Annotated in this window: 15 protein-coding genes; 3 read left to right on the top strand and 12 right to left on the bottom strand. The window is 48.6% G+C overall.

The window, feature by feature from the left end; all coding sequences use genetic code 11:
- Positions 1-40 precede the first annotated feature (40 nt).
- From paaX to paaA, 11 genes are read right to left on the bottom strand one after another with little or no spacing between them, the layout of a single operon-like run.
- On the bottom strand, positions 41-988 hold the full coding sequence (gene paaX, locus FTT89_RS05840) for a phenylacetic acid degradation operon negative regulatory protein PaaX (RefSeq protein WP_005177380.1): 948 nt from the start codon (positions 986-988) through the stop codon (positions 41-43).
- A 60-nt stretch (positions 989-1,048) separates the two neighbouring features.
- A complete protein-coding gene (gene paaK, locus FTT89_RS05835) occupies positions 1,049-2,341 on the bottom strand; it encodes a phenylacetate--CoA ligase PaaK (RefSeq protein ID WP_005177377.1) in 1,293 nt (430 codons plus the stop codon).
- A gap of 43 nt (positions 2,342-2,384) precedes the next feature.
- Complete coding sequence (gene pcaF, locus FTT89_RS05830) at positions 2,385-3,611, bottom strand: 3-oxoadipyl-CoA thiolase (RefSeq protein WP_160243299.1); 1,227 nt, start codon at positions 3,609-3,611, stop codon at positions 2,385-2,387.
- 14 nt (positions 3,612-3,625) lie between these two features.
- Entirely contained in the window at positions 3,626-5,179 is a 1,554-nt protein-coding gene (locus tag FTT89_RS05825) for a 3-hydroxyacyl-CoA dehydrogenase (protein WP_180172766.1), read from the bottom strand.
- Between the two features lie 2 nt (positions 5,180-5,181).
- Entirely contained in the window at positions 5,182-5,973 is a 792-nt protein-coding gene (gene paaG / locus FTT89_RS05820; protein WP_160241378.1) for a 2-(1,2-epoxy-1,2-dihydrophenyl)acetyl-CoA isomerase PaaG, read from the bottom strand.
- A complete protein-coding gene (locus tag FTT89_RS05815; RefSeq protein ID WP_180134080.1) occupies positions 5,973-6,743 on the bottom strand; it encodes an enoyl-CoA hydratase-related protein in 771 nt (256 codons plus the stop codon). The genes paaG and FTT89_RS05815 overlap by 1 nt, the downstream gene beginning before the upstream one ends.
- Before the next feature lie 24 nt (positions 6,744-6,767).
- On the bottom strand, positions 6,768-7,826 hold the full coding sequence (paaE, locus tag FTT89_RS05810) for a 1,2-phenylacetyl-CoA epoxidase subunit PaaE (RefSeq protein ID WP_005177359.1): 1,059 nt from the start codon (positions 7,824-7,826) through the stop codon (positions 6,768-6,770).
- A 39-nt stretch (positions 7,827-7,865) separates the two neighbouring features.
- Positions 7,866-8,366 carry a 1,2-phenylacetyl-CoA epoxidase subunit PaaD gene (paaD, locus tag FTT89_RS05805; RefSeq protein WP_016658268.1) on the bottom strand — a complete coding sequence of 167 codons (501 nt, stop codon included), beginning with the start codon at positions 8,364-8,366 and terminating at the stop codon, positions 7,866-7,868.
- A 28-nt stretch (positions 8,367-8,394) separates the two neighbouring features.
- Entirely contained in the window at positions 8,395-9,150 is a 756-nt protein-coding gene (gene paaC, locus FTT89_RS05800) for a 1,2-phenylacetyl-CoA epoxidase subunit PaaC (protein WP_168383024.1), read from the bottom strand.
- A gap of 11 nt (positions 9,151-9,161) precedes the next feature.
- Positions 9,162-9,452 carry a 1,2-phenylacetyl-CoA epoxidase subunit PaaB gene (paaB, locus tag FTT89_RS05795; RefSeq protein ID WP_180134079.1) on the bottom strand — a complete coding sequence of 97 codons (291 nt, stop codon included), beginning with the start codon at positions 9,450-9,452 and terminating at the stop codon, positions 9,162-9,164.
- Positions 9,453-9,488: 36 nt separating this feature from the next.
- Positions 9,489-10,433 (bottom strand): 1,2-phenylacetyl-CoA epoxidase subunit PaaA, encoded by a 945-nt coding sequence (gene paaA / locus FTT89_RS05790; protein ID WP_016658270.1) that lies wholly within the window; start codon positions 10,431-10,433, stop codon positions 9,489-9,491.
- A gap of 261 nt (positions 10,434-10,694) precedes the next feature.
- On the opposite strand from paaA, the gene paaZ reads away from it, so the two are divergent.
- The 3 genes from paaZ (at position 10,695) to FTT89_RS05775 (ending at position 15,199) form a co-directional block, all read left to right on the top strand.
- On the top strand, positions 10,695-12,812 hold the full coding sequence (paaZ, locus tag FTT89_RS05785) for a phenylacetic acid degradation bifunctional protein PaaZ (protein WP_180134078.1): 2,118 nt from the start codon (positions 10,695-10,697) through the stop codon (positions 12,810-12,812).
- A gap of 200 nt (positions 12,813-13,012) precedes the next feature.
- Positions 13,013-14,437 carry an MFS transporter gene (locus tag FTT89_RS05780; protein WP_160241383.1) on the top strand — a complete coding sequence of 475 codons (1,425 nt, stop codon included), beginning with the start codon at positions 13,013-13,015 and terminating at the stop codon, positions 14,435-14,437.
- A gap of 267 nt (positions 14,438-14,704) precedes the next feature.
- Positions 14,705-15,199, top strand: coding sequence for a Dps family protein (locus tag FTT89_RS05775; protein WP_005177343.1), 495 nt, complete (start codon positions 14,705-14,707; stop codon positions 15,197-15,199).
- 152 nt (positions 15,200-15,351) lie between these two features.
- On the opposite strand, the gene FTT89_RS05770 is transcribed toward FTT89_RS05775, so the two are convergent.
- Entirely contained in the window at positions 15,352-15,768 is a 417-nt protein-coding gene (locus FTT89_RS05770; RefSeq protein WP_242898251.1) for an outer membrane beta-barrel protein, read from the bottom strand.
- Positions 15,769-15,977 lie beyond the last annotated feature (209 nt).

Raw genomic sequence — 15,977 nt, 5'->3', positions numbered from 1 at the left:
TGCTTCCCCACCACGAGGCAAGGAAGCTCTATGAATAAGCTCAAGCCAATGAGCTGGGTTCTTCTATTTTAATACCGCCAAAACGCTTGAAGAATTGCGGATGCGCCGGTGGCATTGAACCTTCCGACGTGCGCGCCAGTTCCATAAAGAATTCTTCTCCGGCACTGACCACACGCTGATACAGGTTGCTACTTAAGTTGCGTGCATTCAGCGATAACCAGTCCGATGGCAGCAGCTCAAACGGCAGGTTCGGATCTTTCAGCAAAATCCGGCGATACTGATGAATCAGCAAAATCCGGATCTGGAAGGCCTGTACCGGGTCCAGTTCATCTTCAGCATCAACCAGATTCAGAAATTCGCGGAAATCACCCATGAATTTTTCATAACGCTGATGCAGTTCCGGCACCGGCCAGTTGGTTGCCACCATGCGTTTAATGGTTGGATACGACTCCTGCCATAACTGCAAGGTTTCAGCTTTAAAGATCACCACCTGATCGGTCATTTGCAGATTCAGTAGCAGATTTTGCAGTTTCAGATGATCACAGCCCGGATAAGCCATCACGTTGGTGGCAATATTGGCAAAACCGAGCCATTCCAGTTCTTTCTTTAAAATGGCTTTATTTTCCAGCTCGACCGAACTGAGCAGTACCAGATCCCATTTCTGATCCCATTCCTTGTGCTGGAAGCTGTAAATTTTCTGGTCCGCCATAATAAAACGCTGGCGGCTGTTTTCGGTAATACGGTAATAACTGGTGCGGCCAATTTTTTCCGACACCAACCAGCCGTTTTGTACCAGACGAAACACAGCGGTACGCACCGAACGTTCGTTCAGGCCAAACACATCCATCAGCTGGATCAGGCTAGCCAGACTGATAATCCCACCGCGATGAAAAATACAGTCACCAAATACGGTCATAATCAGCGATGTGCCACTTAAGGCTTCATGCTGAATAAAATCATCAATACTTTGTTTTAATTTTGGATTCATTGCGATGTATTCACACCCTGTTTGTGAGGGCAATTGACCGCAGTCAATCGCCCACTGAACCTATGCAGACTTTCGGATATCAAATACCCGCTGCGCCTTACCTTCTGAGCGTGGCAGACTACCTTCCGGCAACACATCCACCGTCACGCTAATGCCCACCATGGTTTTAATCTGGGCTTTTAACTGCCCGGCCAACTGGTGCGCCATAACATCATTGGTATCTTTACGCATTTCTGCCTGAATATGCAATGTGTCGAGGTGTCCCTGTTTACAAATATGAATCTGATAATTCGGAATCAGCTGCGGAATATGTAAAATCTGCTCTTCAATTTGTGACGGGAACACGTTCACACCGCGGATAATCATCATATCATCGCTACGTCCAACGATTTTATCCATACGACGCATGGTGCGTGCCGTGCCAGGTAACAGACGGGTCAGGTCACGGGTACGGTAACGGATCACCGGCATGCCTTCTTTGGTGATGGTGGTAAAGACCAGCTCGCCCAGTTCACCATCTGGCAGGACTTCACCAGTTTCCGGATTGATAATTTCCGGATAGAAATGATCTTCCCAGATGGTTGGGCCGTCTTTGCTTTCCAGACATTCCATTGCTACACCCGGCCCCATTACTTCAGACAGGCCGTAAATATCCAGCGCATCAATGCCCAAGCGCTCTTCAATTTCCTTGCGCATTTCATTGGTCCACGGCTCGGCACCAAAAATACCGGTACGGATAGAACAGTCTTTGGCTGTGCCAAATTTCTTTTCCAGCGCTTCAATAATATTCAGGCAGTAAGATGGCGTAACCATTAAAGCGGTAGGCTTAAAGTCATGAATCAGCTGCGCCTGACGCTCGGTTTGGCCGCCCGACATTGGAATAACCGTGGCACCTAAGCGCTCTACACCATAATGCGCACCCAAACCGCCAGTAAACAGACCATAACCATAGGACACCTGAATGGTATCTTTGGCGCTTAAACCGGCTGCACGTAAGGAACGCGCCACCACATCTGACCAGGTCTGAATATCCTGCTGGGTATACCCGACCACGGTCGGCTGGCCGGTGGTGCCTGATGAGGCATGCACACGCACAATCTGTTCCTGTGGCACGGCAAACATGCCAAACGGATAGTTGTCACGTAAATCTTGTTTGGTGGTAAACGGGAATTTGGCCAGATCTTCCAAAGTGTTGAAATCATCAGGATGGACCCCTGCTTCATCAAACTTCTTTTGATACACCGGGCTGTTCTGGTAGGCATGCTGCAGCGTTTTTTTCATGCGTTGCAGCTGGATGCTACGTAACTCATCGATTGAAACAGTTTCGATTTTTTCCATTGCATTGTTATTCATCTTATTACTCCTTTTCAATCATCCTGATTGAGTGCTGTATTTTTTACTTGGATGTGTCCTCATCCACATTTTCGATAATCATGGCCACGCCCTGGCCCACACCGACACACATGGTGCACAGTGCATATTTCCCTTGACGACGTTTTAATTCTTTCATGGCGGTAATCACCAGACGCGTTCCACTCATCCCGAGAGGATGTCCCAAGGCAATCGCGCCGCCATTTGGATTGACCCGGGCATCATCATCCTGCAAGCCCAGTTCACGGGTCACCGCCAGTGCCTGTGCGGCGAAGGCCTCGTTCAGCTCAATGATATCCATCTGATCTAGGGTTAGCCCGGTCAGCGCCAGCACTTTACGTACCGCCGGCACCGGCCCGATGCCCATATATCTGGCTTCAACACCGGCACTGGCCGAAGCCACGACTTTGGCTAAGGGTTTCAGCTGATGTTGATTCACAAAAGCCTGATTGGCCAGCATGACACAGGCAGCGCCATCATTTACCCCGGAAGCATTACCAGCAGTGACTGAACCACCTTCTTTACGAAACGGGGTTTTCAAGCTGCCTAAAGCCTCCAGCGTGGTGTCAGCACGTGGATGCTCATCGGTCTGGAAGATGATGCTGTTTTTCTTACGGTCTTTAATTTCAACCGGCATAATTTCTTCGGCCAGAATTCCGTTTTGCTGGGCCACTGCAGTTTTCTGCTGGCTACGATAGGCAAACAGGTCCTGATCGGCACGATGAATCTGGTATTTTTCTGCAACGTTCTCGGCGGTTTCCGGCATGCTGTCGACACCAAACTGCGCTTTAAATTTCGGGTTAATAAAGCGCCAGCCGATGGTGGTGTCAAAAATTTCCGGGGTACGGCTAAAAGCGGTTTCCGGTTTGGACTGGACAAAAGGCGCACGGCTCATGGACTCGACCCCACCGGCCAGTACAAACCGCGCTTCACCAGCCTTGATCATACGCGCGCCTGTGGCAACCGCATCTAAACCTGAAGCACAAAGACGGTTTAGGGTAATGCCCGCGACATTGTCCGGCATGCCGGCCAGCAAGGCAGCCATACGCGCCACATTACGGTTATCTTCACCAGCCTGATTGGCACAGCCTAAAATCACCTCATCCAGTTCCTGCCAAGGCAGTTCAGGATGCTGGGCTTTTAAATACTGTATTGGCAAGGCAGCCAGGTCATCTGCACGGATGCTGCTGAGCGCACCGGCATAACGGCCAATTGGGGTGCGAATTCCATCGCAAATAAATACCTGTTCCATGTCCTGTGGTTTCCTTAGCCTGCTTGGCGAAATTCTAATTCTTGCTCTGACTGCGTACGTTCCTGTGCAGCCTTCTTGCTTAAATATATACTACAACGGTAGCGCTCTTCAGCATAAATAAGATACATATTTTTCAAAATTTGTAAAATAGTGTTATATCCAATTTTTTCTGCCCACTGGAATGGACCTTGCGGATAATTCACACCATATTTCATTGCTGAATCAATATCTTGTTCGGTTGCTATAGCATGCAGCACTGCTTCACTGGCTTCATTCACCAGCATGGAAATGGTACGCAGCACATACAGACCTGCATGATCTTTAGTCCAGATTGGTATCAGATCAATCGCGGTAAAAAACTGCTCGACTTTGGCGATATCGGCTGCGTTACAGGCCGGTGAGGCCACGATTGGTAACGCCTGTGCCACATTCCAGTCAGCATGCCAGTCCATCAGCACTACTTTGTCCTTGCTATAGTCCAGCTCGACCGATTCACCGCGGCTTAAACGCAGGCGTACATCACCTAGTACAATCTCTTCATCTGCCTGTGGCTGACACTGTACTTTCAGCTGTGAGGCAGCCTGAATCCGTGAGATCAAGCCGCTAGAATGTGACCAGCTCCCATTGACCTCAATCTCAAGTTCACCCGGTGCAACGCTCGGCATGGCCGGCAAACGATAGGCCGGTGAACGTTCAGCCTGACGATAATCATAAAAACCCTGCCCGCTTTTACGGCCGAAACAGCCGGCATCCACCAGTTCTTTCTGGATTAAAGACGGACGATAGCGCGGCTCATAAAAGAATTCCTGATAGACGCTTTGGGTCACGGAAAAATTGATATCCTGCCCGATTAAGTCGGTCAGTTCACACGGCCCCATAGCAAAGCGGCCACATTCACGCATGATAAAATCCAATTGTTCAGGCGTGGTGACATTTTCCTGCAAGGCACGAAAAGCTTCGGCATAATAAGGACGCGCCACCCGGTTGACAATGAAACCCGGCGTTGATTTGGCCGTCACTGGCACTTTGTTCCAACTTTGCATCAGGCTGAACAATGCCTGTGCAATCTGGGCTGAGGTTTTCAGACCACGAATAATTTCTACCAGTTTCATTACCGGTGCCGGATTAAAAAAGTGCAGTCCGACCACACGCTCAGGCTGTGGAATTGTCGCGGCAATGGCAGTAATAGAAATGGATGAGGTGTTGGAGGCAAAAATCGTTTCCGCTGGACACAGTGCCGCCAGTTGCTGAAACAGCGCTTGTTTGACCTCTTTCTTTTCCACAATGGCTTCGACCACCAGTTGTGCATTCGCCAGTGCCTGAAGATCACTAGCAATCGTTAAATTGGCCAGCGTTTGCTGTAACAGCTGCGCTGTCATTTTCCCGGCCGTAACACGTTTTTCCAGCTGTGTTTTCAATTGCGCCAAAGCAGCCTCAGATTTTTGCACATCCACATCAAACAGCTGGGTTGGATGGCCATGCATCGCCGCCAATTGTGCAATACCAATGCCCATGGTGCCGGCGCCAATCACCGCGACACGGGCCTGCTGTAAACAAAGTTGTTCCATGATTAGCATCCTGTATATTGCGGTGTGCGTTTTTGCATAAAGGCTTGGACGCCTTCTTTATAATCATTTGAACGGCCGGCCAGACGCTGCAGGTCACGTTCCAGAATGAGCTGTTCATCCAGATTATTGTCGGCTGCAGCATGAATGGCTTTTTTGATTAAGGACAGACCATAGGTGGGCTGTTTGGCTAAATGCTCGGCCATTTTCTCGGCTTCGGCTTTCAGCTGATCATCTTCTACCACCTGCCAGATCATGCCCAGTTGCAGCGCCTGTTCTGCGCTGACTTTATCACCCAGCATGGCCAGCCCCATGGCTTGGGCACGGCCAACCAGACGCGGCAGGAACCAGGTGCCGCCAGAATCCGGAACCAGACCTAAACGGCAGAAAGCCTGAATAAAAGACGCCGATTTTGCCGCCAGTACAATGTCACAGGCCAAAGCAATATTGGCACCAGCACCGGCCGCAACCCCATTGACTGCGCACAGCACCGGTTTGGGCATATCGGTAATCAGCTTGATTAAAGGGTTGTAATATTTTTCAATTGACAGGCCTAAATCTGGTGCATCGGCATTCGGATCGACCACGCGGTCATTCAAATCCTGTCCGGCACAGAAACCACGACCTTCGGCAGAAATGACCACCGCGCGAATCTTGCTGTCTTTGGCCCAGGCCTTCATAACCTTGGACACTTCCTGATGCATGGTTTCATTAAAACTGTTGAGCTGCTTCGGACGGTTAAAGGTCAAATAACCCACTGCATTTTTTTCTTCGACAATAATTGTTTGGTAATCCATTACACACCTCTAAATTCCGGTTTTCTTTTTTCTAAAAATGCCTGAATGCCTTCCTGACGGTCTTGGGTCGCGGCCAGCCAGACAAAATGTTGACGTTCCAGTTTGAGGCCCTGACTCAAGGTCACTTCATGAATCGACTTTAAGGACTGTTTGATGGCGCGGATGGCCAGTGGCGCCTGCGCTGCAATTTTTGTTGCCAGTTCCAGTGCATATTGCACCGTAAGGCCGCTTGGACAGACCTGACTGCTAATGCCGTGTTGCAACGCGGTATTGGCGGAGACCATCTCCCCGGTCATGGCCCAGCGCATCGCCAGTTGCTGTCCGACCAGACGCGCCAAACGCTGGGTCCCACCGGCGCCTGGTAACATGCCCAAACCAATTTCAGGGAGTGCAAACTGGGCATTTTCACCGGTAATGATCATGTCGCCATGCAAGGCCAGTTCAAAACCTGCCCCCAGTGCATAACCATTGACCGCCATAATCAGTGGCTTGGAAAACTCATCAATGCCTTTCCACAGCAATGGACGCTGATCCTGCTGGATGCTCACCACATCCAGTTGTGCCAGTTCATTTAAATCTGCCCCGGCAGCAAAACACTGCGGATTGCCGGTAATCACCACGGCTTTTACACTGGAATCTGTATCCAGCTGCTGCAGATGACCAGCCAGTTCTTTTAAGGTGGCATTGTTCAAGGCATTACGCTTTTCCGGGCGGTTCAGTTCAATTAACACCACACCCGGCGCGGCCAGACTGCTTTTTAAATAATCCATGGCTTGTCACTCCCTGTCCGCTACTTATTCGTCAAAACTTAAGCGTACATTGGCACTGGTCGGACGTGCCTGACAGCTCAGCACATAGCCTTTGGCCACTTCATCTTCTTCCAGGCTGTAGTTGATGGCCATTTCGACCTCACCTTCCAGCACCTTGCATTTACAGGTCGCACAGACCCCACCTTTACAGGCATAAGGCAAGTCAGCACCGGCACGTAAGGCGGCATCGAGAATGCTGTCATCCTGTTTGGAAACGTCGACAATCAGCTCACGGCCATCGAGAATAATATTGACCTTCTCTTCGCTACGGCTTTCAATTTGTGCCGCGCTGGCTTTCGGTGCAGTGCCGGTATTAAAACGCTCGGTGTGAATTTTGCTGCGCTCGATGCCCAGTTCTGGTAACACTGTTTCCACTGCATTCATCATCTCTTCCGGGCCACAGGCAAAGCAGTGATCGAACTGGGAATGAATTAAACCGGCCTGAAACAGCTGTTGCAGTTTTTCCGCATCAATCCGGCCATTGAGTAACTGGCTGTCATTCAGTTCACGCGAGAAAACATTGACCAGTTGTAGACGCTCTTTATAACGGTCTTTTAAATCCATGATCTGTTCCGAGAACATGGTCTGTTTCCAGGAACGGTTACCATAAACCAAGGTAAAATGCGCACCCGGCTGATGGTTCAGCACCGATTTCACAATCGACAAAATTGGGGTAATGCCGCTACCAGCAGCAAAGCCAAGATAATTCTGGCCGCCAGTTTTGGCTGCTTTTTGAAAAAATACGCCTTGTGGTGGCATCACTTCCAATACATCACCGGCTTTAAGATGTTCATTGGCCCAGGTCGAAAACTGGCCCTGATCAATTTTCTTGATGGCAATGCTCATGTCTTCAGCACGATCACTGCAAATTGAATAACAACGACGGATTTCACCCTGCTCGGTCAAATGACGGATGGTAAGATGCTGGCCTGGCTGATACTGGAATAAATCGGCCTGTTCAGGTGCCAGATCAAAGGCAATACAGATGGCCTGTTCGGTTTGTGGCTGAATTGATTTAATGGTTAAAGGTATAAATTGGCTCATGTGAAAATCCCTCTTGCATGCCGACGATGCTTGTCATACTTATATACATTTGAAATAGTCAAACGGTTCAAGACAGTCCTGACACTTGTATAAGGCTTTGCAGGCTGTGGAACTGAATTCGCTTAATAATTTGGTCTGCTGGCTATGACAGTGTGGACAGCGAATGCCATCACTGAGCGCCACATGCGTGCCACATTGATGTGACTGGCCTTGTGGTGGCGCAATGCCGTACTGCTGCAACTTCTGCTTGCCACTTTCGCTCATCCAGTCGGTGGTCCAGGCTTCCGATAAATCCACCACCACCTGAACCGGGGTTAGACCTTTACTTTGGAACGCCGCGGTGATTTCATCTTTAAGCAGATCGGTGGCCGGACAGCCGCTATAGGTCGGGGTCAGTCGCACCACAATTTCATCTTGCGCGTTGAGTTCAACGCCGCGAATCATGCCCAGATCCAGCACCGACAGCACTGGAATTTCCGGATCAGACACCTGCGCCAGCGCATCCCAGCATTCATCTAGACAATGTCGAATTAAATTCATGCGACTCACTCCCTGTGATCAAGCTGAATTACCAGGCCATATTTGGATAGGAACGCTGCATATATTGCAGTTCGGCCAGAATAAAGCCCAGGTGTTCGGTATGCAGGCCCTGTTTGGCGCCACTACGATACGCACCCGTGTCTGGCAGGCTCAGGCCAAAACGTTGCAGTTCGGTCTGTACCTGTGCCGTCCAGGCGGCTTTTAAAGGTGCAAAGTCTGGTAAAATGCCCTGTGCGACCAGCTGCTGCTCATCTGCGGTCTGTTCAAACAGCTCTGCAGTAAAACGCCATAACTGGTTCAAACCCTGCTGGGTTTTCTCATGCGCTTCGGCAGTGCCCAGACTTAAGCGCTCCATCCAGGTGGTAGAAAAACGCAGATGATATTTGACTTCTTTTAAAGATTTCACCGCAAAAGCAGCGACATCGGCCTGCTGGCTCTCGCTTAAAGCTGTTAACAGCTCCAGGTGATACAGATCCATCAACCATTGGCGTACCATGGTCTGGGCAAAGTCACCATTCGGCTGTTCACATAACAACAGGTTGCGGTATTCACGTTCGGTGCGGAAATAAGCCAGTTTGTCTTCATCACGGCCCAAACCTTCGATCTCACCAGCCAGACTTAAAGCGGTACGTGCTTGACCGAGCAGGTCCAGACCGATATTGGCCAGTGCAATGTCCAGCTCCAGTTCCGGCGCATGGCCACACCACTCGGCCAGACGGTGCGATAAAATCAGCTGGCTGTCGCCCACATGCAGGAGAAATTGCGCTAATACAGTTTGATTCATTGTACTGCTCCTTACATGTGCTCAATGCCATCTGGAATATTGTAAAACGTCGGATGACGATAGACTTTGTCCAGTGGAGGATCAAAAAATTCCGGTTTTTCATCTGGTTGAGATGAAGTAATCAGTTCCGATTTCACCACCCAGATGCTCACCCCTTCATTGCGGCGGGTATAAACGTCACGTGCATTTTGCAGCGCCACTTCATCATCAGATGCACGCAGGCTGCCAACATGACGATGACTTAAACCCTGTTTGCTGCGTACAAACACTTCATATAAAGACCAGTGATTTTTATTGTCCATGAGCGTATTCCTTCTTCATTTCCATATGTGAGCTGTTTAAGCAACTTTCTGTTGTTGTTGCTGGGTCTGTTGTTTCTGGGCATAAACGGCTGCGGTATCACGCACCCATTTGCCGCCTTCCCAGGCTTTACGACGTGCTTCAATGCGTTCGTGGTTACATGGGCCTTTGCCGGCAATCACATCAAAGAATTCGGTCCAGTTAATTTCACCAAACTCGTAATGGCCAGTGTCTTGATTAAAATGTAAATCCGGATCTGGCACGCTCAGGCCAAGCTGCAACACTTGCGGTACGGTGTTATCGACAAACTTCTGACGCAGTTCATCATTACTGAAACGTTTGATTTTCCAGGCCATGCTTTGCGCGCTGTTCGGCGAGTTGTCATCGCTTGGACCAAACATCATCAGCGCCGGCCACCAGAAACGGTTAACCGCATCTTGCGCCATCTGTTTTTGCTCTGGCGTACCGTTGGCCAGTTGCATCATGGCTTCAAAGCCCTGACGCTGATGAAAACTTTCTTCTTTACAGATGCGCACCATGGCACGGGCATACGGACCATAAGAGGTACGGCAAAGCGCGACCTGATTCACAATCGCTGCGCCATCGACCAGCCAGCCAATCGCGGCTACATCGGCCCAGCTCAGGGTTGGATAGTTAAAGATGGATGAATATTTCATGCGACCGGCAATCAGCTTGTCCATCATGTCGTCACGATCGGCGCCCAGAGTTTCTGCCGCGCTGTACAGATACAGCGCATGACCGGCTTCATCCTGCACTTTGGCCAGCAGTACGGCCTTACGTTTTAAGCTAGGTGCACGGGTAATCCAGTTGCCTTCTGGCAACATGCCGACCACTTCAGAGTGCGCATGCTGACCAATCTGGCGAATCAAGGTTTTACGGTAAGCCTCTGGCATCCAGTTTTTAGGTTCAATTGAAATGTCCTTTTCAATTGCCTGCTCAAAGCTGTGAAGTTGATTTGTCATTTTATCCTCACTTATCCCAAGTGTTCTGGTATTAAAATTAAAACGATACATTTTAAAAATCAATATTAATTTTTAAGTATCAAATAAAATAATTCACAAAATTAACTCAATTTATTGTTTTTTAATATTTTTATTTTTTAAAAAATTTTTTATTGCAAAATTTGAGCAGAAATATGATTGACAAAAGCGCGTTAAAGTCAGAAATTATGAAACATCAAAACCAAAATATTACTCAAAACGTATCATAAAAGGAGTTATATCATGCTTGAGTTAGACACCCAGACAGCGCAGACGGAATCACAAGCGACTGATTATTCAAGCGTTCGCCCGGCACTGAAGACCTTAAGCTCACTGGTATGCGGTCAGGAATTTGTCGCCAGTCAGGATTTCCGTCCGGTACAGCATGCCATTACCGGTGAAACCATTTATCAGGTCAGTAGCTTTGGCCTCGACACCCGTGCGGTGGTCGACTATGCCAAACAGCATGGCGCGGCGATTGCTGCCTGGACTTTTCATCAGCGTGCCAATGCGCTAAAACAGGTGGCGCAATATCTGCTGGAACGTAAAGAAGACTTTTATGAACTGGCCAAAGCCACCGGCTGTACCCGTAAAGATGCCTGGATTGATGTCGAAGGTGGTATTGGTACCCTGTTTGCCTACTCCAGTCTGGTGCGCCGCGAACTGAGTGATGAAACCGCCTGGGTGGAAGACAGCTGGATTCCGCTATCCAAGCATGGCGCTTTTGGCGCCAAACACGTCTTAAGCCCGAAAGCGGGTGTGGCGGTGCATATTAATGCCTTTAACTTCCCGATCTGGGGCATGCTGGAAAAAATCGCGCCCACCTTATTGGCCGGTGTACCGTGTATTGTTAAACCGGCGACCGAAGGTGCCGAGCTGACCCATGCGGTGGTTAAAGCCATTCATGCCAGTGGGTATTTACCAGAAGGTGCATTGCAACTGATTTGCGGCCAGACTTATGACCTGTTTGAGCAGCTGACTCCACAAGATACGGTGACTTTCACGGGTTCTGCGGCAACCGGCCAGAAATTACGTGCACATCCGCACCTGAATCAGTACTCGATTCCATTTAGCATGGAAGCCGATTCTGTCAACAGCGCCATTCTGACGGAACAGGCCAGCGATACGGCGATTGACCTGTTTGTGCGTGAAGTCTTCCGTGAAATGACCAGCAAAGCCGGACAGAAATGTACCGCGATTCGTCGTGCTTTTGTGCCACGTGAACTTTTAGCGACCGTGCAGGAACGTTTGATTGCCAAGCTGCAAAAAGTGGTAGTCGGTAATCCGGAGCTGGATCAGGTCACTATGGGCGCACTGGCCAGCCTCAAACAGAAACAGGACGTGGCGGCCAAGGTGGAACAGTTAAGCCAGGAAGCCCAAATTGTCTTTGGTAGCCATTTACGTCAGGACTTTAGTATTCAGGCCGATCAACCCGAACTCGGCGCATTCTATCCACCAACTGTACTGGTCTGTGAACAACCGGAACAGGCCAGCAGCCTGCATCAGATTGAAGCCTTTGGTCCGGTGGTAACGCTGATGGCATATGATCATCTGGCACAACTGGCCGGTCTGGTGGCACGCGGTGAAGGTAGTCTGGTGGCCTCGGTGGTACGTGATTGCGAGCAGAATATTGAACAGCTGATTGCCAAGATTGCCCCGTGGCATGGCCGTGTGCATGTGCTGGATGAGGAAAGCGCCAAAGAAAGTACCGGTCATGGTTCGCCATTGCCGCATCTGGTGCATGGTGGTCCGGGTCGTGCTGGTGGAGGTGAGGAACTGGGCGGCTTGCGCGCGGTAAAACATTATATGCAACGCACCGCAATTCAAGGTTCACCGAATGCCATGACCCAGATTGGGCATAGCTGGACCGCCGGTGCTCAGGTGTTTGAAGATCGGGTTCATCCATTTAAAAAATCGTTTGATGAATTACGTGTTGGTGAACGTCTGCTCACCGCACGCCGTACCGTAACCGAGGCCGATCTGGTGAACTTCGCCTGCTTGAGCGGTGATTATTTCTATGCACATATGGACAAGATTGCCGCGGCAGAATCGCTTTTTGAAGAGCGTGTCGCACATGGCTACTTTGTAGTGTCTGCCGCAGCCGGCCTGTTTGTCGATGCTGCGCCTGGCCCGGTGATTGCCAACTACGGCATGGACAACCTGCGCTTTGTCGAGCCGGTGAAAATTGGCGATACCATTCAGGTCGAGCTGACCTGCAAACAGAAAACCCCGAAACAGCAACGCGACCCAAGCCAGAAGCCACACGGCGTGGTGGTGTGGGATATTAAAGTGAAAAACCAGCGTAATGAACTGGTCGCCACCTACGATATTCTGACACTGGTAGAACGTGGCGAAGCTTAAGCCGAACTATATTGAACCAAGAAAAGGAATCTTTATGATTCCTTTTTTTATTTATACTTAAAAATATGTATCTTTTTATTCAGAACAGATTGACCCGCTGTGCAGAAAGGAATAAATTGAAGATAGACGATACAAAACAAAAATAACAAGGTTTAAAACGTATCATATTATCTTATACGTTCAGCACAGGAAGTTGCACAATGAATGATAAAACTCTAGAGATAGATGCGGTTGAAAGGAATATTCAACCCGAAAGTAAACAGTTTGAAGCGGCTCATCCCATTGACCTGCCGGCCACGCCTAGTTCGCAGGAAAGCAGCAGTACCTATCAGTGGTATGTGGTGATTATCTGTATGGTGGCCTATATCCTGTCTTTTGTAGACCGCCAGATTCTGTCCTTAATGATTGAGCCAATTAAGGCTGATTTAATGCTCAGTGATACCCAGTTCAGCTTATTGCAAGGCCTGGCCTTCTCGCTGTTCTATGCCTTTATGGGCGTACCCATTGCCGCACTGGCCGATAAAAAATCCCGGATTAAAATTATTTCCATCGGCATTGCCTTCTGGAGTCTGGCCACAGCGGCTTGTGGTTTAAGTAAAAACTTCATCCAGATGTTTTTAGCACGTTTAAGTGTCGGTGCCGGTGAAGCGGCCCTGTCACCTGCCTTCTACTCGATTGTGGCTGACCTGTTCCCGAAAGAAAAACTTGGCCGTGCTTTAGGTGTTTATGCGATTGGTGCCTTTATTGGTTCTGGTCTGGCCTTCCTGATTGGCGGCTACGTGATTGGCTTATTAAAAGAAGTCGATTTTGTGGTATTGCCAATAATTGGTGAATTAAAAACCTGGCAACTGACTTTCTTTATTGTCGGTTTACCAGGTGTTTTATTGGCCCTGGTGATGATTCTGACCGTACGTGAACCCAGCCGTAAAGGTGTGAAAGTCGGTCAGGATGGTGAAGTCGTTAAAGCCTCATTTAAGAACTCGGTGGCTTTTATTAAATTGCACAAGAAAACCTTCTTCTGTCATTTTATTGGCTTCTCTTTCTACACCATGATGCTGTATTCGTTATTAGGCTGGGCACCGGCCTATTACATGCGTCATTTTGGTCTCGATGCCAGTCAGACCGGTTATGTCCTGGGCTGTATTATTCTGGTGGCGAATACGGCGGGGGCGCTGTTCTGCGGCTGGCTCATCGACTTTTTCTCCAAACGTGGCTATAGCGATGCGGCTATTCGTGCCGGTGCTTTGGGCTGTGCAGCGCTGATTATTCCAAGTGTGCTGTTTACCCAGGTAGATAATCTGTACTTATCGTTTGCGCTGATTTTTGTGGCCATGTTCTTCTCGACCTTCCCGATTCCAGCCTCGGCTGCCGCGACACAAATGCTGACCCCCAACCAGCTCCGTGCTCAGGTTTCTGCCAAATTCCTGCTGATCTCCAACCTGATTGCCTTGGGTGTGGGTACTACGGCTGTGGCTTTAATTACCGATAACTATTTTGAAAACACACTGATGGTTGGCAACTCGATTTCAATTGTCAATGCAGTGGCCGGTGTGATTGGCGTATTCCTGCTGTATAAAGGTTGTCGCTATTATCGTGACAGTATCCAGCATGAAAAATTGAACTAAGTGCTCCATCCCTGATGAAGAATGAGCCAGCCTCATTCTTCATTTATTTCTGGCAGATCATCCATCCTATCTCATCTTCCCTGTTCAAATTGACTTTTCTATCTCCTGATCTGCGCGTTTTCAGCATCTTCAAAATTCATCTGATTTCTGGTGATGATGCTTATACAGTATTACTACCATCTGCAATCTTTTTGCAGCCGCAACTGTGCTACATTCATGTATGTTGATCATCTGATTCCTTATAACGACAAGCTTTGGGAGCGACTCATGGCGAAAATGAAAAAAGCATCGATGCATATTGATATTGGTATTTCTGAAGATAATCGGGCCAAAATTGTTGAAGGACTTTCCCGACTTCTGGCCGACAGTTATACCCTGTATTTAATGACCCATAATTTCCACTGGAACGTGACCGGGCCGCAGTTTAACAGTCTACACACCATGTTTATGACCCAATATACCGAGCAATGGAATGCGCTGGATGTTATTGCCGAGCGGATTCGTGCGCTGGGTTTTCCGGCGCCGGGAACCTATAAAGAATTTGTAAAACTGGCGTCGATTGAAGAAGTCGAAGGTGTACCAAAAGCCAATGAAATGGTGGAGTTATTGGTTCGTGCCCATGAAACAGTTGCCCGTACCGCACGCAGTATTTTTGATGTGGTGGAAGAAGCCAATGACCAGCCAACTGCGGATGTACTGACCCAACGATTGGAAGTCCATGAAAAAACTGCCTGGATGTTAAGAAGCCTGTTAGAAGAATAAATAGATGAAGAATAAAACCGGGGCGATGCTCCGGTTTTATTTTGGGTGATTTTAGACGCTGCTGATCTAAAGTGAGGATCAACAAACAAGGATCAGCTGCTAAGTTTGGTGTTCAAAAAAACCAAGAAGAAACCGCCCGAAGACGGCTTGTTTTAGAAATGGTATCGAATACCCACTTTATAAGTTACTCCATTTAAATCCAGCTCATCGGCATTACCCGCTACACACTCACCCTCGAAGCACACTTTGGCATCTCGGTTGAACATCCATTGATAGCCAAATGCACCAAACAGATCAACCTGTGGAGATACTTTATACCCTACCTCCAGCGCTGCCGGAATTGTGAAATATTCTAATTCAACGCTTACGCGTCCAAAATCAGGATCGGTTTCGCTTTCATCAAGCCAGCTATAGCCAAGACCTAATGATGCTGCCGAATACAACTTTGCGCTTTCCAGAAATTTGTATTTATAACCGAATGCAAATTGATTGTAGTCAATATCTGAACTTTGGAACATATACTCTGCCCAAAGGCTGGCTTTAGGATGTACCTGATAAGCAGCATTCACAAATAAGCCATCAAAAGATTCGGTTCCGAGAAATTCATCAGAGCCTAACTTTGATCCGGCATAGCCAAGCGCAATAGAAAATGGCTTTGTTGCACAAAGATTTAAAAGACAGCACTCTGCTCATTTGAACAGAACTCAAGTGATCACTTGAGTATGAGGACGACCTAATTCTGTAAATCTGTTCAATACGGCTATGCGTGCATGAATCT

Origin of the sequence: Acinetobacter sp. YH01025 (assembly GCF_013420185.1) — a bacterium.
GTDB classification, from domain to species: Bacteria; Pseudomonadota; Gammaproteobacteria; order Pseudomonadales; family Moraxellaceae; genus Acinetobacter; species Acinetobacter indicus.
This window is presented reverse-complemented; position numbering and strand designations above follow the sequence as displayed.